This is a genomic window from Rhizobium sp. WSM4643 (assembly GCF_025152745.1).
GTDB classification, from domain to species: domain Bacteria; phylum Pseudomonadota; class Alphaproteobacteria; order Rhizobiales; family Rhizobiaceae; genus Rhizobium; species Rhizobium leguminosarum_I.
In genome coordinates this window covers 4,810,210-4,828,961 of sequence record NZ_CP104040.1, presented here as the reverse complement: position 1 = coordinate 4,828,961, position 18,752 = coordinate 4,810,210, and the positions used below count along the sequence as shown (strand labels likewise).

Sequence of the window (18,752 nt, the reverse complement as noted above, 5' to 3'; positions counted from 1 at the left end):
TCATGGAGATGATCGCGCACAATCCAGCAAACGGGATCTATGCGGCCAGCCCTGATTACATCCATGCGCTGGAGGTCAGGCATCCATCCCGGCTGCTCTTCGTCAGCGGCACCATGGGTCTCGATCAACAGGGAATGGCGGCGGCCGATCTGGAAGGCCAGTTGGATCTCATCTGGTCCAATCTGCGCGCGATCCTCACTTCCGCTGATATGACGGTGGACAATATCGTGCGGCTGACGAGCTATCTCAGCGACGGCGCCTTTATCGAGGCGAACCAGAATGCCCGTCTTGGAGCCCTTAACGGCCGCGCCGTGCCGACCACGGCGATCATCGTCGAAACGCTCCGCGACGACTGGCTCGTCGAGATCGAAATCATCGCCGCCGGCTGACGGCAGATTGGCCGTCGCATCCGCAGGGATGCGACGGCTGCGGCAATCAGGCCGCCTGTTTCAACAGGCCGAGCGCCTCGGCCAGATCGACCTCACCGCGGAAACCGCCACTGCTTTTCGCCTCCTGCCGATGCTCGATCGCATGGGCGAAACGCACGGCCGGCTCCTGCTGCATGCGCTCATAGAGGCGATGCAGGCCGGGAAACTGCCGGCGGTCGACGACCTGGTGAAAGTCGTTCCAGCGGGCGATGCCGACGAAATAGGCATCCGCCAGGCCCGGCCCGTTGCCGAGAAGCCATTCGCGGCCGTCGAGCAGACGCTCCAGCGTCTGGTGCGCCTTTTCGACCGCGGCGATGCCATAGGCTGTGAGGACCTGCTTCTCCTCGGGTTTCATCGGATGCTCGATCGCATACCAGAGCGGGCCGAAGGCCTTGAAGAAGGTGGTGTTGAGAAAGGCGAGCATCTGGTTCAGGCGATCGAAATCCGCCGACCCCTGCACAAAACCCAGACCGTTGCCGACTGCGCGGGCGCCGATATGGTGGAGGATCGCCATGCTTTCGCTGATCGCCCTGCCATCTTCGAGCAGCAGCGACGGCGTTTCGCCGACTGCGTTGATCCGTTTGTATTCTTCGCTGGAGACTATTTCCGGCATCTCAACGCGGCAGAGCCGATAAGGCAGGCCGGACCATTCCAGCGCGACGATCGAGCCGAAGGAGCAGCCTTCGGGGACGCCGTAAAACAATATGGGTGACATCAATCGTTCCTTTCAGAATTGAACCCGTTTGGACGCGATGAATGTGAAGACGTGGACGATCATGCGGTAGAGGCTATAAATGCATCGCAATGTCCACATATCTGGAAGCTGGCGATGACGCTCTTCAACCTCAACGACCTCCATCTCTTCGTGCAGGCAGTCGACAGCGGCAGCTTCACCGCCGCCGCCAGACATCTCGGCATTCCGAAATCGACCGTGAGCAAGCGGGTTGCGGAGTTGGAGAGGCGGCTTGGCGTGCGGCTGATCCAGCGCACGTCGCGAAGCTTCGCACTGACCGAACTCGGCCGAGAGTTCTTTCAGCATGCCCAGGCCTCGATCATCGAGGCGGAGATGGCCGAGGGCATCGTGCGGCGGCATCTGGCCGAACCTGCCGGCAGCGTTCGCCTGACCGCCTCGGTGCCGACGGCGCAGTTTACCTTGACGGAACATCTGCCGACGCTAGCGGCACGCTATCCGAAGCTCCGGCTCTCCGTGCATGTGACGGACCGTTTCGTCGATATCGTCCAGGAAGGTTTCGACATCGCGCTGCGCAGCCACCGGACGCCGCTGCCGGATTCGGCGCTGGTGCAGCGGAAGCTCGCCAGCCATCCTTTCTTCATCCTCGCCTCGCCGGATTATATCAGTGCCCATGGCGAGCCGCGCCGGCCGGAGGAACTGGCACAGCATGCGACGATCATGACCAGCCTGACGGAGGACCAGTGGCGGCTTTATTCGGGCGGCGATGAGGCTCTCGTCACGCTGCATTCGGTCATGGCCGCGGATGAGCCCTATGTCTTGATGGAAATGGCCATGGCGGGGCTCGGCATCACCTGCCTGCCGACATCCGTCTGCCGCAAGGCGCTGGCGGACGGGCGGCTGGTGCGGGTACTGCCGGAATGGACGGCCGGCAGTATCGAGACGACCATCCTGATGCCGCACCGTCGCGGCCAGCTGCCGGCGGTGCGCGCCGTCGTCGATTTCCTGGCGGAACGGCTGGCGGGATGATGATCACGCCGCCTTGGCGGCGTGATATTCCTTGATGGCGACCATCTTGATCGCCGGATGGCGCTCGGACTCGTAGCGGAGCGAGAAACCGTCCTGGGCGAGGAAGACCGGATCACCGTCGAGATCGCGAGCGATATCGCCGCGTTTGACGGTGAGGAATTTTTCCAGATCGGCCGGCTGATCGGCCGAGATCCAGCGGCAGACCGAGAAACGTGACATTTCGAAGGAGACCGGCAGGCCGTATTCGGCCATCAGCCGCTCCTTCAAGACGTCGAGCTGCAGGGCGCCGACGACGCCGACGATCGCCGGCGAGCCGTCTTCCGGCGAAAACAACTGGACGACGCCTTCTTCGGCCATCTGCTGCAGGGCTTCCTTGAGCTTCTTCGCCTTCATCGCATCTTCCAGGCGCACGCGCCGCAGGATCTCCGGCGAGAAGTTCGGCACGCCCTGGAAGACCAGCGATTCACCTTCGGTCAGCGTATCGCCGATCCTCAATGTGCCGTGGTTCGGAATGCCGACGACGTCGCCGGCATAGGCGGTGTCGGCGAGCTGGCGCTGCGAGGCGAAGAAGAATTGCGGCGCCGTCAGGCCGAGCTGCTTGCCGGTGCGGGCAAGCCTTGCCTTCATGCCGCGCTCGAGCTTGCCGGAGCAGATGCGGGCAAAGGCGATGCGGTCGCGGTGGTTGGGGTCCATGTTGGCCTGGATCTTGAAGACGAAGGCCGTCATCTTGTCGTCGGTCGCATGCACGGTCCTGGTATCGGCGATCTGGTCACGCGGCGGCGGCGCAAAATCGCCGAGCGCGTTGATGAGGTCGCGAACGCCGTAATTGCGCAGCGCCGAGCCGAAGAAGACCGGCGTCATATGGCCTTCCAGGAAGGATTCGCGGTCGAAGGGACGGCAGGCCTCGATCGCCAGCTCGGTCTCCTCGATGAAGACCTGGCGTTCGTTTTCCGGCAGCCTGCCGGCCACGCTTTGCGGGCCATTGACCGGCGTTCCCTCGATTTCGGTATCCGAACCGCGCACCGTGTTGGCGGCGATATTGTAGGAGCCGCAAAAGGTCTTCGAGCGACCGATCGGCCAGGTGATCGGCGCGGTATCCAGCGCCAGCTTCTCTTCCACCTCGTCGAGGATCTCGAAGGGATCGCGGCTTTCGCGGTCCATCTTGTTGATGAAGGTGATGATCGGGATATCGCGCATGCGGCAGACTTCGAAGAGCTTCAGCGTACGCGGCTCGATGCCCTTGGCGGCATCGATGACCATGACGGCGGCGTCGACGGCGGTCAGCGTGCGATAGGTGTCGTCGGCGAAATCCTCGTGGCCGGGCGTGTCGAGGATGTTGAAGACATTGTCGTTATATTCGAAGGTCATCACCGAGGTGACGACGGAGATGCCGCGTTCGCGCTCGATCTTCATCCAGTCGGAGCGCGTCTGCATGCGATCCTTCTTCGCCTTGACTTCGCCGGCAAGCTGAATGGCGCCGCCGAACAGCAGCAGCTTTTCGGTGAGCGTCGTCTTGCCCGCATCCGGGTGGGCGATAATAGCGAATGTGCGGCGGCGGGAGACCGCCTCGGCGAGACTTTCGGCCATGCTTGTGAATCCTGTGGAATTGCCGCGTATCTAGCGATTAAAGCCCGGCAATGCAATTGACCTCGGGCCCTCGGGCGCAAAGTAATGGACCATGACCATTCATCACGATCTCAGCCCGACGCTGAACCTGATCCGCTTAGCCAATGGCGAAGGCCTCGATCTGCCCGCCTATGAAAGCAAGGGAGCGGCCGGCATGGACCTGCGCGCCGCCGTCGACGAGGCAGCACCCCTGACACTTCTGCCCGGCGAACGGGCGCTGGTGCCGACAGGCTTCATCTTCGAGATCCCCGAAGGTTTCGAGGGACAGGTACGGCCACGTTCCGGCCTGGCCTTCAAAAACGGCATCACCTGCCTGAATTCGCCGGGCACCGTCGACAGCGACTATCGCGGCGAGGTGAAGGTGCTGCTTATCAATCTCGGCGACGAGCCCTTCGTCATCTCGCGCGGCATGCGTATCGCCCAGATGGTGATCGCGCCGGTAACCCAAGCGCGGGTGGCGGAGAATACCGCGGCAAGCGAAACGACGCGCGGCGCAGGCGGCTTCGGCTCCACCGGCGTCTGATGGCACAGCGTCTCGACAGCGCCGGCCTGACCTTCCGGCAGGACTATTTTGGCGACCCTGCCGGCTGGGCGGCGCTGGTCTGCCTGCTCAAGGATATTTTCGGCATCGATATCGGGCCGCTGCAACAGCTTGGCGGACCCGATCCGACGAGCATGCCCTTCGGCTGGTTTGATGCCGACGGCGAACTTGCGGCCAATATCTCGGCCTTTGCGCTGCCCTTCGTCCTCAACGGCAGGATCGTCCATGCCGCCGGGCTGCAATCGGGCGCGGTGCGGCCGCCATGGCGCGGCCGCGGCCTCTATCGCGACGTCACGGTGAAAGCGCTCGACTGGTGCGAGCGGCAGGGTTTTGAAGCCGTCATCCTCTATACCGACAAGCCGTCGCTTTACGAGCCCTATGGTTTCCACGCGATAGCACTGCATCGATACGAGGGAGCGGCACCCGCCCCTTCGACACCAGCCACATCCGCCCGGCCGCTTTTGCCGACAAACGCGGATGATCTTGCCCTGCTGCAAGCGCTGCTGAAAAGACGAAGCCCGGTTTCGACCTCGCTGGCGGTCACAGTCAATGCGGCGATGTTTCTGATCAACACCCGGCTCGATCCCGATGTCCGCATCAGCTTTCTGGCAGAGCGGCAGGCGGCCATCGCCTGGAAGATCGATGAGGCGGGCCGCTTCAGCCTTCTCGATGTCGTGGCGGCTGATATACCGCCGCTTGGAGTAATCCTCGGCGGGCTGGAGATCACGCCGGCTTCCGTCGAGGTGCTTTTCCGTCCCGACAAGCTCGGCTGGGAGGGTGTTCCACAGCCGTTGGAAAGCGGTACGAGGCTGATGCTGCGCGGGCTCGGCGATGCCACCCTGGATTTTCCGGCGATGCTGTCGCCGATAGCGGAATTCTAAATCGCTCTATTTTCGGCGGGAAAGCGGTGGCAGGCGGCGCTTGACGGGCGAGGCTTTGATCATCGCCGTGTTGGTCTCCGCCCTTTCGGCGACCCGGTCGAGAATGCCGTCGAGGTCGGCCATGGAGCGGACGACCAGGCGGGCAATGAAGCAATCCTCGCCCGTCACCTTGTCGCATTCGATGATTTCGGGAATGTCCTGGATGATCCGCTCGACGATGTGCAGCTGTCCCGGCAGCGGACGCACGCGCACGATCGCCTGCAGGGGGTAACCGACGGCGGCGGGATCGAGATCGATGGTGAAGGCCTTGATGACGCCGCGCTCCTCCAGCCGGCGCAGACGCTCGGCGGCACTCGGCGAGGACAGGCCGACCTGCTGGGCCAGTTCCTTCAGCGAGATCCGCGCATTGCCGGCCAGCGCCTCCAGAATGGCCTGATCGATTTCGTCGAGCGATTGCACATCATTAGCCATGGCGATCAATTTTCCTTCTTTTATTAGATTATATCGGTCATCTCCCTTTCTATCCTTATATAAAATTGCCCCTGGCCGCAATATTCTTATGCCACCGAAATGGAGGCAATCATGGGCAGCGACATCAAAAGAGGCACGGCGGAAATGACGGCAGCGATGCTGATCTCGGGGACGATCGGCTGGTTCGTCGTCATGTCGGGCCAGCCGGTCAGCGGCGTGGTCTTCTGGCGCTGCCTGTTCGGCGGGCTCACTTTGCTTATCATCTGCGGCGCTCTCGGGCTGCTGCGGCCCGGCATCATCACGCTGCGCGCTTTCGGCATCGCCGTTTTCGGCGGCATCGCCATCGTCTTGAACTGGCTGCTGCTGTTTGCCTCTTATTCGCATGCGACGATCTCGATCGCGACGACCGTCTACAACACCCAGCCCTTCATGCTGCTGGTACTCGGCGCGCTCTTTCTCGGCGAGAAGATCACCGCCACCAAGCTGTTCTGGCTGACACTGGCCTTCGCCGGCATGGTTGCCATCGTCGAGGCAAAACCGGGGACAGGCGGGGCGGCGTCTGACAGTTACGGCCTCGGCATCCTGATGGCGCTGGGTGCGGCTTTCTTCTACGCGCTCGCAGCCCTTGCCGCGAAATGGCTGAAGGGCACGCCGCCGCATCTGATCGCGCTCATCCAGGTCGCCACCGGCATGCTGATGCTGGCGCCGATCACGGACTTTTCAAATCCGCCGCAAGATGCAGGAGGCTGGGCGATCCTGGTGACCGTCGGCGTCGTTCATACCGGGCTGATGTATGTGTTGCTCTACGGCGCGATCCAGAGGCTGCCGACGCATCTCACAGGCGCCCTGTCCTTCATCTATCCGATCGCGGCGATCCTCGTCGACCGGTTGGCCTTCGGCCACGCGCTGCAGCCGATGCAGATCGCCGGTGCAGCGATCATTCTTCTTGCCGCCGCCGGCATGAATCTCGGCTGGACGCCGCGCTGGCTGCGGCCGCGGGCGCTGGAGAGCTGAACCGGGCGTTTCGATAGGGATGGCTGAGACGCCTGGTGCCGACATTACCTCTGCGGGCGCGTCGTTTCGAACAGGAACCAGGTGCGGCGCTCGCCCTCGTCGATCCAGTTCTCGATCAGGCTGGCGGTCGCGACATCATTATGCTCGTCGCAGAGGCCATGCACCTCGCGCAGCAGCGAAACCAGCTGAGCGTTGTCCTCGCGCAGTTCCGACAACATGTCCTCGGGCGTGACGAAATCCGCGTCATTGTCCGAAAGGCGCTGCTGGCGAGCGATCTGGCCGATGGAGCGCAGCGTCGCGCCGCCGATCTTACGGGCACGCTCGGCAATGTCGTCGGTCATCGCAAAGATCTGTTCCGCCTGTTCGTCGAGCAGCAGATGATAGTCGCGAAAATGCGGGCCGGACATGTGCCAATGGAAATTCTTGGTCTTCACATAAAGCGTAAAGACATCGGCGAGCAGTGCGGTCAGCGCCGCCGAAATATCGGTAATGGCGTTGGTCGACAGGCTGGACGGCGTCTTGAGTGGCGAAAGTCTGCGGGTTTCGGCCGGCGTATGGGACATTTAATCTCTCCTTGGTAATGAAAATCTCCAGCGCCACCGGCCGGGAAAACCGCGGCGGGCCGCGCTGATCGCGCATTTGCAGAGAGAGAAATAGCAAGGCCTGGTCGCTTTCCAAGTAGATCATGGTCCAGCAGACCTATTCCTTATGGTTATGGACCGATCAGCGCCAATGCATTGATGAGGAAGCAGCGCTTGCCTATAGATGGGCGGTTGAACCCTGAGGGTTAAGAAGATGAGCCTCACCGTCCTGATCACCTATGCCGGAGCGCTGTTCATCGCCGCGGCCATTCCGGGACCCGGGATTACCGCGATCGTTGCGCGTGCGCTCGGCTCGAATTTCCGCGAGACCTTCTTCATGGGTCTCGGCCTGGTGCTCGGCGACATGACCTATCTGACGGCAGTCATTCTCGGCCTGGCCTTCGTAGCGCAGACCTTCACCGAGGTTTTCATCGTCATCAAGATCGCCGGCGCCCTTTATCTCGGCTACATTGCCTGGAAACTCTGGACAGCGGGGCTGCTGCCGCAGGATATCGCGGCACGCAAATCCACCAATATCGGCCTATCCTTCCTCTCCGGCCTGCTGGTGACGCTCGGCAATCCGAAGACGATGCTCTTCTATGTCGCCCTGGTGCCGACGCTGATCGATATCGGCAATATCGGCCTGCGAGATTATGCGATCCTGCTCGCCGTCACCTTCGTGGTGCTGATCGTCGTGCTCGTGCCCTATATGCTGCTTGCCTCGCGGGCCCGCACGATGCTGAAACAGCCGCGCGCCCTGCAGGCGCTGAACCGGGTAGCCGCCGGCATCCTCGCTGGCACGGCCGCCTTTATCGCCACGCGGGCGGCCTGAAATAAACATTCGGCAAGAAACGGTTTTCAAAGGTTTTTTTCTCTCCTGATCGCTCCTCCAGGTCGAACGCGGTCTGGCCTAGACGGGCCTTTGACCCTATTCTCCCCTCGATTTCAGGAGCAGGATTTCAAAGGGAGAGCACCCATGTCGCACAAGCCCGGCCGCGGCCGCATCTATTCTTCGATCACCGAGACCATCGGCGACACGCCGCTCGTGCGCTTCGACAAGCTGGCGCGGGAAAAAGGCGTCGTCGCGAACCTGATCGGCAAGCTCGAATTCTTCAACCCGATCGCATCTGTGAAGGACCGTATCGGCGTGGCGATGATCGAGGGCCTCGAAGCCCAGGGCAAGATCACCCCCGGCAAGACGGTGCTGATCGAGCCGACCTCCGGCAACACCGGCATCGCGCTCGCCTTTGCCGCCGCCGCCAAGGGTTATCGGCTGATCCTCACCATGCCGGAGACGATGTCCGTCGAGCGCCGCAAGATGCTGGCGCTGCTCGGCGCCGAGCTGGTGCTGACCGAGGGACCGAAGGGCATGAAGGGCGCCATCGCCAAGGCCGAGGAACTGGCGTCGTCGCTTCCCGATGCCGTCATCCCGCAGCAGTTCGAAAACCCGGCCAATCCCGAGATCCACCGCAAGACGACGGCCGAGGAAATCTGGAATGATACCGACGGCACGGTCGATATCGTCGTCTCCGGCATCGGCACCGGCGGTACGATCACCGGCGTCGGACAGGTGCTGAAGAGCCGCAAGCCCGAGATCAAGATCATCGCCGTCGAGCCGGCCGATTCGCCGATCCTCTCCGGCGGCAATCCCGGCCCGCACAAAATCCAGGGCATCGGCGCCGGCTTCGCGCCAAAGATCCTCGATACCGGCATCTATGACGAGGTCGTCACCGTGACCAATGACGAAGCCTTCGAACAGGCGCGCCTCGTCGCCCGGCTCGAAGGCGTACCGGTCGGCATCTCCTCGGGTGCGGCGCTGACGGCGGCCATCAAGGTCGGTGTCCGTCCCGAGAACGCCGGCAAGAACATCGTCATCATTATCCCCTCTTTCGCCGAGCGTTATCTTTCGACGGCGCTGTTCGAGGGGCTTGGGAGCTGAATAGCGAATAGCGAATAGCGAATAGCGAATAGCGAATAGCGAATAGCGAATAGGGTGCGAAACGGTTTGCCATTCAGGCAAGCCAATTAGCTAACTATTCCCTATTCGTACTCCTATTCGCTTCTATCCTCACGCCGCCGCCGTCAATCTCTCCCCAGCAATCCGGTAGGAAATCGCTTCGGCGAGATGGATGCGGCCGACGGTCGGTTTGCCGTCGAGATCGGCCAGCGTGCGGGCGACCTTCAGGACACGGTGGTAGCCGCGGGCGGAGAATTTCATCTTCTCGGCGGCGTCGCGCAGCAGCTGCAGGCCGCTGGCATCGGGCTCGGCCAGTTTCTCGATCATCGCAGTCGAGCAGCGGGCATTGGTGCCGATGCCTTTTGCGCCGGCGCTTTCGAAGCGCTCCTGCTGGATCTCGCGGGCGCGGGCGACGCGGCGGGCGACGTCGGCGCTGGTTTCGGCGGCCATCGGCCGGATGAGATCGGCGGCGGAGACGGCCGGCACGTCGATGCGGATATCGATGCGGTCCATCAGCGGGCCGGAGATGCGGGCCTGGTAATCGCTCATGCAGCGCGGGCCGCGGGCGCAGCTATGGCCGGGCTCGCCGGCCATGCCGCAGCGGCAGGGGTTCATTGCCGCGATCAGCTGGAATTTCGCCGGATAGGAGACGCGGTGGTTGGCGCGGGCAATGACACATTCGCCGCCTTCGAGCGGCTGGCGCAACGCATCCAGCGCCTGCGGCGTGAATTCGGGAAACTCATCGAGAAAGAGCACGCCGTGATGGGCAAGCGAGGCTTCGCCCGGGCGGGCGCGTATCCCGCCGCCGACGAGGGCTGCCATGGTGGCGGAATGATGCGGCGTGCGGAAGGGCCTTCGATCGGAAAGCTTGCCGCCGGAGAGCTGGCCGGCGATCGAATGGACCATCGACACCTCCAGCAGCTCGGCGGCCGAAAGTGGCGGCAGGATCGACGGCAGCCTGGCCGCCAGCATCGACTTGCCGGAGCCCGGAGGACCGACCATCAAAAGATTATGACCGCCGGCAGCAGCGACTTCGAGCGCCCGCTTGGCGCTTTCCTGGCCTTTGATCTCGGCAAGATCCGGCAGGTTTGCGGCATTGGCGCGGATCGACGCTTCCGGCCTGGACAGGACCTGCGTGCCGCGGAAATGATTGGCAAGGGCAATCAGGCTGCGCGGGGCGAGGATATCGACCTCGGCGCCTGCCCAGGCGGCTTCGGCGCCGCTTTCGGCCGGGCAGATCAGCCCCTTGCCGAGCGCATTGGCGCCGATCGCCGCCGGCAGCGCGCCTGATATGGCGGCGATCGTTCCGTCGAGGTTGAGCTCGCCGACGACGACAAAATCCGACAGCGCATCGGCGGGAATGGCGCCGAGCGCCGCCATCAGGGCAAGCGCGATCGGCAGGTCGAAATGCGAGCCTTCCTTCGGCAGGTCGGCCGGCGCCAGATTGACGGTCACGCGTTTGGCCGGCAGCGCCAGGCCGGAGGCGTGGAGGGCCGCCTGCACGCGCTCGCGGCTTTCGGCAACCGCCTTGTCGGGCAGACCGACGATCTGCATGCCGACCTTGCCGGGCGCGACCATGACCTGAACCTCGACCGGCACACCTTCGATGCCCTGAAATGCCACCGTACTGACACGCGCGACCATATGCCCATCCCCTTGCCGCAAATTCTACGATACCGCCCGCCGACCCTTGAAGCGCGTCGCATCGATGCGATGCGCTTCAGGTCTTTATTTGATGCATGTCGTGGCCCCAAAACCGTTTCGCACTTTTGGGCGACAGGCATTAAGGCCAGCGGTTGCAATCTGGCATGGACGCCGGAATAAAACAAGAACAATCAAAGAACGTAGTCAGGCATTCGTTGTGACCTTGGTTGCGCTCGGCCGCGGGACCAGAACGGTCATGGGCAGCAGGCTCAGCCGCGCTTGCGCTCGATCGCGTCCCAAAGCAGGCTCGCGATATCGGCGCCGCCGAATTTCTTCACCTCGCGGATGCCGGTGGGCGAGGTCACGTTGATCTCGGTCATATAGTCGCCGATCACATCGATGCCGACGAGTAGGAAGCCGCGTTCCCTCAGCGCCGGGCCGATGCGGTTGCAGATTTCCTGTTCGCGCGGCGTCAGCTCGGTCGCCTCGGCGCGGCCGCCAACATGCATGTTGGAGCGGCTGTCATGCTCGGCCGGCACGCGGTTGATGGCGCCGGCGAATTCGCCGTCGACCAGGATGATGCGTTTGTCGCCCTTGCGCACGTCAGGCAAATATTGCTGGGCGATGAAGGGCTCGCGGAAAAGCTGGCCGAACATTTCGAGCAGCGAAGAGAGGTTGCGATCGTCGCGGGTCGAATGGAAGACGCCGGCGCCGCCATTGCCGTAGAGCGGCTTCAGGATGATATCGCCCATCTCGTCGCGGAAGCGGCGGATCTCGTCGGCATCCTTGGTGATCAGCGTCTTCGGCATCAGGTCGGAGAATTCGGTGACGAAGATTTTTTCCGGCGAGTTGCGCACCCAGGCCGGATCGTTGACGACGAGCGTCTTTGGATGGATGCGCTCGAGCAGATGCGTCGAGGTGATATAGGCCATGTCGAAGGGCGGGTCCTGGCGCAGCAGCACGACATCCATAGTCGAGAGATCGACACGCTCCGGCGCGCCAAGTTCAAAGTGATCGCCCTTGACGTCGCGCAGCACCATCGGCTCGACGCTGGCATAAAGCTTGCCGTCGCGAAAACTCAGGCGCTCGGGGGTGTAATGGAAGAGCCTGTAGCCGCGCGCTTGGGCTTCCAGGCTCATGGCGAAGGTGGAATCACCTGCGATATTGATGCCGGCGACATGGTCCATCTGGACCGCTACATTGGTGATCTTGGCCATTTCCATCCCTCGCTGAATGCCGGACAGATGTAGGTCGGCCAGATATCAAACGCAACGGGCAATCAAGGGCTTCCGGTCGCGGTTTTCAGGCAGCGATGCCCTGGTTGCCGTTGTTGCGCAACATGTTGCGGAGGCGGTAGGCGATCGCCAAGGGCTTCGGGAAGGGCTTGCGCAGGAAGGCGACCTTGCGGACGTAATTGTCGACCCGCCAACTTGCCCAGGTTCCGCCGGCGAAAAAGGCGACGTCGCCGGCGCAGAGCGTTCGTTCGGTGCCGTCCTCGGCGGTGATATGGACCTCGCCTTCGAGGATCATCACCGTCTCGTCCCAGCCGAAATACCAGCGGAATTCGCCCGCCGTGCAATCCCAGATCGCCGTTAGTGACGCCTCGTCATGGCCGCGCGAATGTTCGGCGGTGCGGGCCTGCGGATTGCCGCTGACGATCCAGTCCGGATTGATTGGCGTGGATTTCAGCGGCAGTAGATCGCTCGCATGTGCGACGAAAGACTTGCCGGCCGGCTTCGCCACGGCATACGGCACGGAGCGCGCGGCCGTGGCGACCGCACTTGCAAGCATCAGCTTCCAGGCCATGAAACAACCCCCAATTGTTATCCCTACCGAGGGGGTAGCAGAGAGTCGTAAGAACCTGGTTCACGCGGAAACTAAAAGTTTAACGATCCGGAACTCCAACGGGTCGAAAGGAGGTCAGAAGGCATCAATAAAGTGCCGCGGCAATCGGCCGGGCATAATCGCCACAATGTCGTAACGCTGGGAAAGGCGGGCTTGATCTGCCTGGCGGGCGAGCCAGAGATCGCTTGCCGCCCGGATCCGCTTTTGCGCGGCGATAGAGACGGCATCGACCGCCGCCGCCTCGCCATGGCGGGCCTTGACCTCGACGAAGACGGCGAGATCGCCCTTACGGGCGATGATGTCGATCTCGCCGAGCCGGGTGCGGTGGCGCAGAGCCAGGATGCGGTAGCCCTTCAGCATCAGGAAGACGGCCGCGACATATTCCGACATGCGGCCCCGGCGCAGCGCCTTCCTTCTGATGGCGGTGAGATCACTATCGCCCATCAGCGTTCTTGATCTCCAGCAGGCGCTGGTAGAGCACCTTGCGCGGCAGGCCGGTGAGGCGGGCCGCCTCGGTCGCAGCAGCTGCCGTCGGCATCGATTTCGACAGGTCGGCCAGCATGGCTTCGACATCGGCCGCATCGGTCTCGACCGGCTCCGGCGGACCGATCACGAGGACGATCTCGCCCTTGACGTTTTCCACCTGCTGATAATGCGCCGCAAGGTCGGCAAGCGTGCCGCGGCGGAACTCCTCATAGGTCTTGGTCAGCTCGCGGCAGATAGAGGCGGGCCGGGCGGCGCCCAGCACATCGGCGGCGGCGAGAAGCGTTGCGCCGATGCGATGCGGCGATTCAAAGAAGATCAGCGTCGCGGGTACTGCTGCAAGTTCACCGAGGCGGTCGCGGCGGGCCTTGTCCTTGGCCGGCAGGAAACCGGCGAAAAGAAAGGCATCGTTCGGCAGGCCGGAGCCGACAAGGGCTGCGAGCGGGGCCGACGCCCCGGGAATGGGGATGACGCGGTAACCTGCCGTTATCGCCTGCTGCGCCAGCCGATAACCGGGATCGGAGACCAGCGGCGTGCCGGCATCGGAAACCAGCGCCACCGAGCGGCCGGCTTCGAGCGCCTGCAGCAGCCTTGGGCCAGCCTCATCGGCATTGTGCTCGTGATAGGCGAAGGGACGGTTCTGGATGCCGTAGCGGTCGAGCAGCACGCGGGTGACGCGCGTATCCTCACAGGCAAGCACGTCGGCGCCGGCCAGCGTTTCCAGCGCCCGCAGGGTGATGTCGCCGAGATTGCCGATGGGGGTGGCGACGAGATAGAGCGCCGGCTCCAGCGGCCGTGCCGGCACCGCCATATTGTGCAGGCGGAAGCTTCGCCGGCTGGCGGCGTCCGCTGTGGTTTCCTCAGTCATGCCATTTGCTTTCGTCCAGCCGGCGCGTCGTCGGCATCGAACCCTTATGGGCGAGCCGCACCGCTTCGGCAAGGGTTCGGATTTCTGTGAGCATCGCTCTGGAAAACCGCAAATGCAGGGGCGCCGGCGTCCATGCCTCTTGCAAAGCAATGCTGAAGTCTGCCATTTTGCCCGTCCACTCCCCCGGCTTCAGGCCGGGACAGCATTCTTCGGGTGCTCGACGCGCCCGGACAGTCACGGTCGAAAGCGGTAGCATCCCATGCGTATTACTATTGAGCGGTCAAACCTGTTGAAATCGCTGAACCACGTCCACCGCGTGGTCGAACGTCGCAACACGATCCCGATCCTGTCCAACGTATTGCTCAAGGCCGACGGCCAGAAGCTCGACATGAAGGCGACCGACCTCGACCTCGAAATCACCGAGGCGACCCCGGCAAGCGTCGAGCAGCCCGGCGCCACCACCGTTCCCGCCCATCTTCTCTACGATATCGTGCGCAAGCTCTCCGACGGCTCGGAAGTGCTGCTTGCCACCAGCACCGATGGCGGCTCAATGACCGTGCAATCCGGCCGCTCGAAATTCTCGCTGCAGTGCCTGCCGGAATCGGACTTTCCGGATCTCACAGCCGGCACCTTCACGCATTCCTTCAAGCTGAAGGCGACCGATCTGAAGATGCTGATCGACCGCACCCAGTTTGCGATCTCGACGGAAGAGACCCGTTATTATCTGAACGGCATCTTCTTCCACACGATCGAGAGTAACGGCCAGCTGAAACTCAGGGCGGTTGCGACCGACGGCCACAGGCTGGCGCGCGCCGATGTCGATGCGCCCTCCGGCTCCGAGGGCATGCCCGGCATCATCATTCCCCGCAAGACGGTCGGCGAACTGCAGAAGCTGGTCGATAATCCCGAGGTGACGGTGACCGTCGAGGTCTCCGACGCCAAGATCCGCCTGACGATCGGCTCGATCGTCATGACCTCGAAACTGATCGACGGCACCTTCCCGGACTATCAGCGCGTCATCCCCACCGGCAACGACAAGGAAATGCGCGTCGACTGCACGAGTTTCGCCCAGGCCGTCGACCGCGTCTCCACCATCTCCTCCGAGCGCGGCCGCGCCGTCAAGCTGGCGCTTTCCGAGGGGCAGCTGATGCTGACCGTCAACAATCCGGATTCCGGCAGCGCGACGGAGGAAGTTGCCGTCGGCTACGACACGGATGCGATGGAAATCGGCTTTAACGCCAAATACCTGCTCGACATCACCGCCCAGCTTTCCGGCGAGGAAGCGATCTTCCTGCTTGCCGATGCCGGCTCCCCGACGCTGATCCGCGACACGGCGGGCGACGATGCGCTCTACGTGCTGATGCCGATGCGCGTCTGACCGGAACGAAGGCCGCCCATTGCCGTTTTTCCTCCTGTCAAAATGGAGGATCCCATGACCAAAAAGACGGCAACGGTGCGCATCGGCGTATCCGGCTGGACCTATGCGCCCTGGCGCGGTCAATTCTACCCGAAGGACCTGCCGCAGAAGCAGGAACTTTCCTACGCCGCCCGGCACTTCCGGTCGATCGAGATCAACGGCACTTTCTATGGATTGCAGCGGCCCGAAAGCTTCGGCCGCTGGCGCGAGGAAACGCCGGATGATTTCGTCTTCGCGATCAAAGGACCGCGCTTCATCACCCATATGCTGCGGCTGCAGGATATCCAGACGGCGCTCGCCAATTTCCTCGCCTCCGGCGTTTTGCGGCTCGGCCCCAAGCTCGGGCCGATCCTCTGGCAATTCCCGCCGAACATGGTCTTCGACCCATCCCTGTTCGAAAGTTTTTTGTCGCTGCTGCCGCACACCCGCGACGCGGCGATCGCGCTGGCGAAACGGCACGACTGGCATATCAAGGCACCAGCCTGGCTTACATGCGACGGACATCAGCCGATCCGCCATGCGCTGGAGATTCGCCACGAAAGCTTCCGCGCACCCGCTTTTATCGAGATGCTCAGGCGCCACAAGGTCGCCCTCGTCTGCGCCGATACGGTGCAATGGCCGCTACTGATGGATATCACCGCCGATTTCGTCTATTGCCGCCTGCATGGCTCGGAAAAGCTCTATGTCAGCGGCTACGAGGACGAGGCGCTGGACATGTGGGCACAACGCATCCGCGCCTGGGCCACGGGCGGGGAACCGGAGAATGCGACGCGGGTGCTGGCGCCCGTACCGGCGCGCAACAAGGGCCGCGACGTCTATCTCTATTTCGACAATACCGACGTGAAGCTGCGCGCCCCCGTCGACGCCGATCATCTGAGCGAAAGGCTCGGCGATCTCATGCCGGGTTCGGCGCCGAAAGCCGCATGAGCTGTTGATGTCGATATCCTTGTTGCGAAAATCCTTGTCCCTTAAGCGACAAGCGGCATATTAAGGCATTCGATCAACATGCGGATGGGTGGAGAATGAGCTTACGGGTCAAGGTGAAGGAACGGCTGGGCAAGAGGTTCGACGACGAGATCCGCTTCTTCCGGGGCATGATGCAGGGGCCGAAGACGGTGGGCTCGATCGTGCCGACCTCCTCGATCACGGCGAAGCGCATGGCAAGCGTCGTCGATATCCATTCCGGGCTGCCGGTGCTCGAATTGGGACCGGGCACGGGCGCCATCACCAAGGCCATCCTCGGCCGCGGCGTCCGGCCGGAAAATCTCGTGGCGATCGAATATTCGACGGATTTTCATAAACATCTGCAGCGGACCTATCCCGGCGTGCACTTCATCAACGGCGACGCTTTCGATCTTCAGACCACTCTTGGCACTTTCAGCGGTCTCACCTTCGATTCGGTCGTCTCGGGCATTCCGCTTCTGAATTTCCCAATGGCGAAGCGCATCTCGCTGCTCGAAAGCCTGCTCGATCGACTGCCGGCCGGCCGGCCAATGGTGCAGATTTCCTACGGCGCGATCTCGCCGATCGCCGCCAATCCCGACCGCTACCATATCCAGCATTTCGACTTCGTCATGCGCAACATTCCGCCGGCGCAGCTCTGGATCTATAAGCGCGGTTGAGATGTTCGGGATCTATATCACTCATCCGCAAGTCAGGATCGACGCCAACGTGCCCGTGCCGAAATGGGGGCTTTCCGATGTGGGCGCCGCGCGCGCGCGCAAGGCGGCCGAAAGCGGCTGGGCCAGGCAATTGCGGCGCATCGTCTCCAGCGACGAGACGAAGGCGATCGAGACGGCCGAAATACTGGCGGAAGCTTCCGGCGTGCCCGTCGAGGTCGTGCACGGCATGCACGAGAACGACCGCTCCGCCACCGGCTTCCTGCCGCCGCCGCAATTCGAAGAAGCCGCCAACTGGTTCTTCGCCCATCCGGAGCAGAGCTTCAAGGGTTGGGAGCGCGCCGTCGATGCGCAGACCCGCATCGTCGAGGCCGTTAATGTCGTTCTTGCCACGCATGATGCGACGGCGCCGATCGCCTTTGTCGGCCATGGCGGCGTCGGCACGCTGCTCAAATGCCACCTGGCGGGCAGGCCGATCGGCCGTGACCGCGACCAGCCCGGCGGCGGCGGCAATCTCTATGCTTTCGGCCTTGCGGATCGCCGCTTATCATGCGACTGGACACCCATCGAAGACTGGCAAGGGTGACTTCAGATGGACGCACGCGAGCGGTTGATCGTCGGCCTGGATGTTCCAACGATCGGCGAGGCGGAAAGACTGGTTTCCACGCTCGGCGACGACATTCTCTTCTACAAGATCGGCTATCAGCTGGTCTTTGCCGGCGGCCTGGAATTCGCCCGCGACCTTGCCGCAAGCGGCAAGAAGATCTTTCTCGACATGAAGCTGCTCGATATCGACAACACCGTTGCCTCCGGCGTCGAGAACATCGCCAAGATGGGCATGTCGATGCTGACGCTGCATGCCTATCCGAAAGCCATGAAGGCGGCGGTCGAGGCCGCGGCCGGCTCCGGCCTCTGTCTGCTCGGCGTCACCGTGCTGACCTCGATGGATGCCGATGACCTTGCCGAGGCCGGCTACAGCCAAGATCCGCACAGCCTGGTGCTACGCCGCGCCGAACAGGCGCGCGCAGCCGGCATGGGCGGTATCGTCTGCTCGGCGGAGGAAGCGACAGCAGTGCGCGAAATCGTCGGACCCGACCTGGCGATCGTCACCCCCGGCATTCGCCCTGATGGCAGCGACAGGGGCGACCAGAAGCGGGTGATGACGCCTTTCGACGCGCTGAAGGCGGGAGCGACGCATCTCGTCGTCGGCCGGCCTGTCGTCAAGGCGCCGGATCCCCGGGATGCCGCCCGCGCGATCCTCAGCGAGATGGTGAGCGCACTCTGGCCGGCAAACCGCTAACCAGGGACAAAAGGGAGAAGACCATGGCCAAAGGATACTGGATCGCCCGCGTCGACGTTCGCGATACCGAGCGCTACAAGGATTACGTGGCGGCGGCCAAGCCGGCCTTCGAAAAATATGGGGCGAATTTCCTGGCGCGCGGCGGCGCCTTCACCGAACTCGAGGGCAAGGCTCGCGCCCGCAACGTGGTGATCGAATTCCCCTCGATGCAGCATGCGGTCGACTGCTACAATTCGCCGGAATACCAGATCGCCGCCAAAATCCGCCAGGAAGTCGCGGATGCGGAAATGGTCGTCGTCGAAGGCGTCTGAGCGCCTTCGCATGCGCCAAAAAACTGACGGCGTGATGGGCCTTCCC

22 protein-coding genes are annotated in these 18,752 nt (G+C 62.9%); 13 read left to right on the top strand and 9 right to left on the bottom strand.

What is annotated here, in order from left to right:
• The first annotated feature begins 2 nt into the window (after positions 1 to 2).
• Entirely contained in the window at positions 3 to 389 is a 387-nt protein-coding gene (locus N1937_RS23760; RefSeq protein ID WP_260057136.1) for a RidA family protein, read from the top strand.
• 46 nt (positions 390 to 435) lie between these two features.
• On the opposite strand, the gene N1937_RS23755 is transcribed toward N1937_RS23760, so the two are convergent.
• Positions 436 to 1,143 (bottom strand): glutathione S-transferase family protein, encoded by a 708-nt coding sequence (locus N1937_RS23755; RefSeq protein ID WP_260057135.1) that lies wholly within the window; start codon positions 1,141 to 1,143, stop codon positions 436 to 438.
• A 114-nt stretch (positions 1,144 to 1,257) separates the two neighbouring features.
• Between N1937_RS23755 and N1937_RS23750 the strand changes: the two genes are divergently transcribed.
• Entirely contained in the window at positions 1,258 to 2,148 is an 891-nt protein-coding gene (locus N1937_RS23750; protein ID WP_260057134.1) for a LysR substrate-binding domain-containing protein, read from the top strand.
• A gap of 3 nt (positions 2,149 to 2,151) precedes the next feature.
• On the opposite strand, the gene N1937_RS23745 is transcribed toward N1937_RS23750, so the two are convergent.
• Complete coding sequence (locus N1937_RS23745; protein ID WP_260057133.1) at positions 2,152 to 3,735, bottom strand: peptide chain release factor 3; 1,584 nt, start codon at positions 3,733 to 3,735, stop codon at positions 2,152 to 2,154.
• A gap of 91 nt (positions 3,736 to 3,826) precedes the next feature.
• Here N1937_RS23745 and dut point away from each other — a divergent pair, with 91 nt between their 5' ends.
• Together dut and N1937_RS23735 are read left to right on the top strand one after the other, a co-directional pair.
• Complete coding sequence (gene dut, locus N1937_RS23740) at positions 3,827 to 4,297, top strand: dUTP diphosphatase (protein WP_260057132.1); 471 nt, start codon at positions 3,827 to 3,829, stop codon at positions 4,295 to 4,297.
• Positions 4,297 to 5,196 (top strand): GNAT family N-acetyltransferase, encoded by a 900-nt coding sequence (locus N1937_RS23735; protein ID WP_260057131.1) that lies wholly within the window; start codon positions 4,297 to 4,299, stop codon positions 5,194 to 5,196. Before dut ends, N1937_RS23735 begins: the two co-directional genes overlap by 1 nt.
• A gap of 6 nt (positions 5,197 to 5,202) precedes the next feature.
• Here the strand turns inward: N1937_RS23735 and N1937_RS23730 are convergent, their stop codons facing one another.
• Positions 5,203 to 5,667, bottom strand: coding sequence for an Lrp/AsnC family transcriptional regulator (locus N1937_RS23730; protein ID WP_260057130.1), 465 nt, complete (start codon positions 5,665 to 5,667; stop codon positions 5,203 to 5,205).
• 99 nt (positions 5,668 to 5,766) lie between these two features.
• Between N1937_RS23730 and N1937_RS23725 the strand changes: the two genes are divergently transcribed.
• On the top strand, positions 5,767 to 6,681 hold the full coding sequence (locus N1937_RS23725) for a DMT family transporter (RefSeq protein ID WP_260057129.1): 915 nt from the start codon (positions 5,767 to 5,769) through the stop codon (positions 6,679 to 6,681).
• 44 nt (positions 6,682 to 6,725) lie between these two features.
• Here the strand turns inward: N1937_RS23725 and N1937_RS23720 are convergent, their stop codons facing one another.
• On the bottom strand, positions 6,726 to 7,244 hold the full coding sequence (locus tag N1937_RS23720; RefSeq protein ID WP_260057128.1) for a Dps family protein: 519 nt from the start codon (positions 7,242 to 7,244) through the stop codon (positions 6,726 to 6,728).
• A 232-nt stretch (positions 7,245 to 7,476) separates the two neighbouring features.
• On the opposite strand from N1937_RS23720, the gene N1937_RS23715 reads away from it, so the two are divergent.
• Together N1937_RS23715 and cysK are read left to right on the top strand one after the other, a co-directional pair.
• Positions 7,477 to 8,094, top strand: a complete 618-nt coding sequence (locus tag N1937_RS23715; RefSeq protein ID WP_170280263.1) for a LysE family translocator — start codon at positions 7,477 to 7,479, stop codon at positions 8,092 to 8,094.
• A gap of 144 nt (positions 8,095 to 8,238) precedes the next feature.
• Positions 8,239 to 9,201 carry a cysteine synthase A gene (gene cysK / locus N1937_RS23710; protein WP_097617054.1) on the top strand — a complete coding sequence of 321 codons (963 nt, stop codon included), beginning with the start codon at positions 8,239 to 8,241 and terminating at the stop codon, positions 9,199 to 9,201.
• A gap of 129 nt (positions 9,202 to 9,330) precedes the next feature.
• Here cysK and N1937_RS23705 read toward each other — a convergent pair whose 3' ends face one another.
• From N1937_RS23705 to rsmI, 5 genes are all read right to left on the bottom strand, one after another.
• The gene (locus N1937_RS23705) at positions 9,331 to 10,863 is read right to left on the bottom strand and encodes a YifB family Mg chelatase-like AAA ATPase (protein ID WP_162115447.1); all 1,533 of its coding nucleotides are present in this window, start codon (positions 10,861 to 10,863) and stop codon (positions 9,331 to 9,333) included.
• 269 nt (positions 10,864 to 11,132) lie between these two features.
• Positions 11,133 to 12,080 (bottom strand): glutathione synthase, encoded by a 948-nt coding sequence (gshB, locus tag N1937_RS23700; RefSeq protein WP_260057127.1) that lies wholly within the window; start codon positions 12,078 to 12,080, stop codon positions 11,133 to 11,135.
• Between the two features lie 85 nt (positions 12,081 to 12,165).
• Complete coding sequence (locus tag N1937_RS23695) at positions 12,166 to 12,669, bottom strand: cupin domain-containing protein (protein WP_260057126.1); 504 nt, start codon at positions 12,667 to 12,669, stop codon at positions 12,166 to 12,168.
• 114 nt (positions 12,670 to 12,783) lie between these two features.
• On the bottom strand, positions 12,784 to 13,152 hold the full coding sequence (locus tag N1937_RS23690; RefSeq protein ID WP_260057125.1) for a YraN family protein: 369 nt from the start codon (positions 13,150 to 13,152) through the stop codon (positions 12,784 to 12,786).
• Positions 13,142 to 14,059 carry a 16S rRNA (cytidine(1402)-2'-O)-methyltransferase gene (rsmI, locus tag N1937_RS23685; RefSeq protein ID WP_260057124.1) on the bottom strand — a complete coding sequence of 306 codons (918 nt, stop codon included), beginning with the start codon at positions 14,057 to 14,059 and terminating at the stop codon, positions 13,142 to 13,144. Before rsmI ends, N1937_RS23690 begins: the two co-directional genes overlap by 11 nt.
• Before the next feature lie 259 nt (positions 14,060 to 14,318).
• Between rsmI and dnaN the strand changes: the two genes are divergently transcribed.
• From dnaN to N1937_RS23655, 6 genes are all read left to right on the top strand, one after another.
• Entirely contained in the window at positions 14,319 to 15,437 is a 1,119-nt protein-coding gene (gene dnaN, locus N1937_RS23680) for a DNA polymerase III subunit beta (protein ID WP_162115452.1), read from the top strand.
• A 54-nt stretch (positions 15,438 to 15,491) separates the two neighbouring features.
• Positions 15,492 to 16,403, top strand: coding sequence for a DUF72 domain-containing protein (locus N1937_RS23675; protein ID WP_222385543.1), 912 nt, complete (start codon positions 15,492 to 15,494; stop codon positions 16,401 to 16,403).
• Positions 16,404 to 16,498: 95 nt separating this feature from the next.
• Positions 16,499 to 17,098 carry a phospholipid N-methyltransferase PmtA gene (gene pmtA / locus N1937_RS23670; protein ID WP_017966666.1) on the top strand — a complete coding sequence of 200 codons (600 nt, stop codon included), beginning with the start codon at positions 16,499 to 16,501 and terminating at the stop codon, positions 17,096 to 17,098.
• Between the two features lies 1 nt (position 17,099).
• A complete protein-coding gene (locus N1937_RS23665; RefSeq protein ID WP_260057123.1) occupies positions 17,100 to 17,681 on the top strand; it encodes a histidine phosphatase family protein in 582 nt (193 codons plus the stop codon).
• A 6-nt stretch (positions 17,682 to 17,687) separates the two neighbouring features.
• Positions 17,688 to 18,395, top strand: a complete 708-nt coding sequence (pyrF, locus tag N1937_RS23660) for an orotidine-5'-phosphate decarboxylase (protein WP_017966664.1) — start codon at positions 17,688 to 17,690, stop codon at positions 18,393 to 18,395.
• A gap of 23 nt (positions 18,396 to 18,418) precedes the next feature.
• Positions 18,419 to 18,706, top strand: coding sequence for a DUF1330 domain-containing protein (locus N1937_RS23655; protein ID WP_170260360.1), 288 nt, complete (start codon positions 18,419 to 18,421; stop codon positions 18,704 to 18,706).
• Positions 18,707 to 18,752 lie beyond the last annotated feature (46 nt).

Bases quoted from the DNA above. Each gene is read 5' to 3' on its own strand.
- pyrF (WP_017966664.1), top strand. From the start codon at position 17,688: ATGGACGCACGCGAGCGGTTGATCGTCGGCCTGGATGTTCCAACGATC.
- N1937_RS23750 (WP_260057134.1), top strand. From the start codon at position 1,258: ATGACGCTCTTCAACCTCAACGACCTCCATCTCTTCGTGCAGGCAGTC.
- N1937_RS23675 (WP_222385543.1), top strand. From the start codon at position 15,492: ATGACCAAAAAGACGGCAACGGTGCGCATCGGCGTATCCGGCTGGACC.
- N1937_RS23705 (WP_162115447.1), bottom strand. From the start codon at position 10,863: ATGGTCGCGCGTGTCAGTACGGTGGCATTTCAGGGCATCGAAGGTGTG.
- cysK (WP_097617054.1), top strand. From the start codon at position 8,239: ATGTCGCACAAGCCCGGCCGCGGCCGCATCTATTCTTCGATCACCGAG.
- N1937_RS23715 (WP_170280263.1), top strand. From the start codon at position 7,477: ATGAGCCTCACCGTCCTGATCACCTATGCCGGAGCGCTGTTCATCGCC.
- gshB (WP_260057127.1), bottom strand. From the start codon at position 12,080: ATGGCCAAGATCACCAATGTAGCGGTCCAGATGGACCATGTCGCCGGC.
- N1937_RS23745 (WP_260057133.1), bottom strand. From the start codon at position 3,735: ATGGCCGAAAGTCTCGCCGAGGCGGTCTCCCGCCGCCGCACATTCGCT.
- N1937_RS23730 (WP_260057130.1), bottom strand. From the start codon at position 5,667: ATGGCTAATGATGTGCAATCGCTCGACGAAATCGATCAGGCCATTCTG.
- N1937_RS23725 (WP_260057129.1), top strand. From the start codon at position 5,767: ATGGAGGCAATCATGGGCAGCGACATCAAAAGAGGCACGGCGGAAATG.
- dnaN (WP_162115452.1), top strand. From the start codon at position 14,319: ATGCGTATTACTATTGAGCGGTCAAACCTGTTGAAATCGCTGAACCAC.
- N1937_RS23690 (WP_260057125.1), bottom strand. From the start codon at position 13,152: ATGGGCGATAGTGATCTCACCGCCATCAGAAGGAAGGCGCTGCGCCGG.
- pmtA (WP_017966666.1), top strand. From the start codon at position 16,499: ATGAGCTTACGGGTCAAGGTGAAGGAACGGCTGGGCAAGAGGTTCGAC.
- N1937_RS23655 (WP_170260360.1), top strand. From the start codon at position 18,419: ATGGCCAAAGGATACTGGATCGCCCGCGTCGACGTTCGCGATACCGAG.
- N1937_RS23760 (WP_260057136.1), top strand. From the start codon at position 3: ATGGAGATGATCGCGCACAATCCAGCAAACGGGATCTATGCGGCCAGC.
- N1937_RS23665 (WP_260057123.1), top strand. From the start codon at position 17,100: ATGTTCGGGATCTATATCACTCATCCGCAAGTCAGGATCGACGCCAAC.
- dut (WP_260057132.1), top strand. From the start codon at position 3,827: ATGACCATTCATCACGATCTCAGCCCGACGCTGAACCTGATCCGCTTA.
- N1937_RS23695 (WP_260057126.1), bottom strand. From the start codon at position 12,669: ATGGCCTGGAAGCTGATGCTTGCAAGTGCGGTCGCCACGGCCGCGCGC.
- N1937_RS23755 (WP_260057135.1), bottom strand. From the start codon at position 1,143: ATGTCACCCATATTGTTTTACGGCGTCCCCGAAGGCTGCTCCTTCGGC.
- rsmI (WP_260057124.1), bottom strand. From the start codon at position 14,059: ATGACTGAGGAAACCACAGCGGACGCCGCCAGCCGGCGAAGCTTCCGC.
- N1937_RS23720 (WP_260057128.1), bottom strand. From the start codon at position 7,244: ATGTCCCATACGCCGGCCGAAACCCGCAGACTTTCGCCACTCAAGACG.
- N1937_RS23735 (WP_260057131.1), top strand. From the start codon at position 4,297: ATGGCACAGCGTCTCGACAGCGCCGGCCTGACCTTCCGGCAGGACTAT.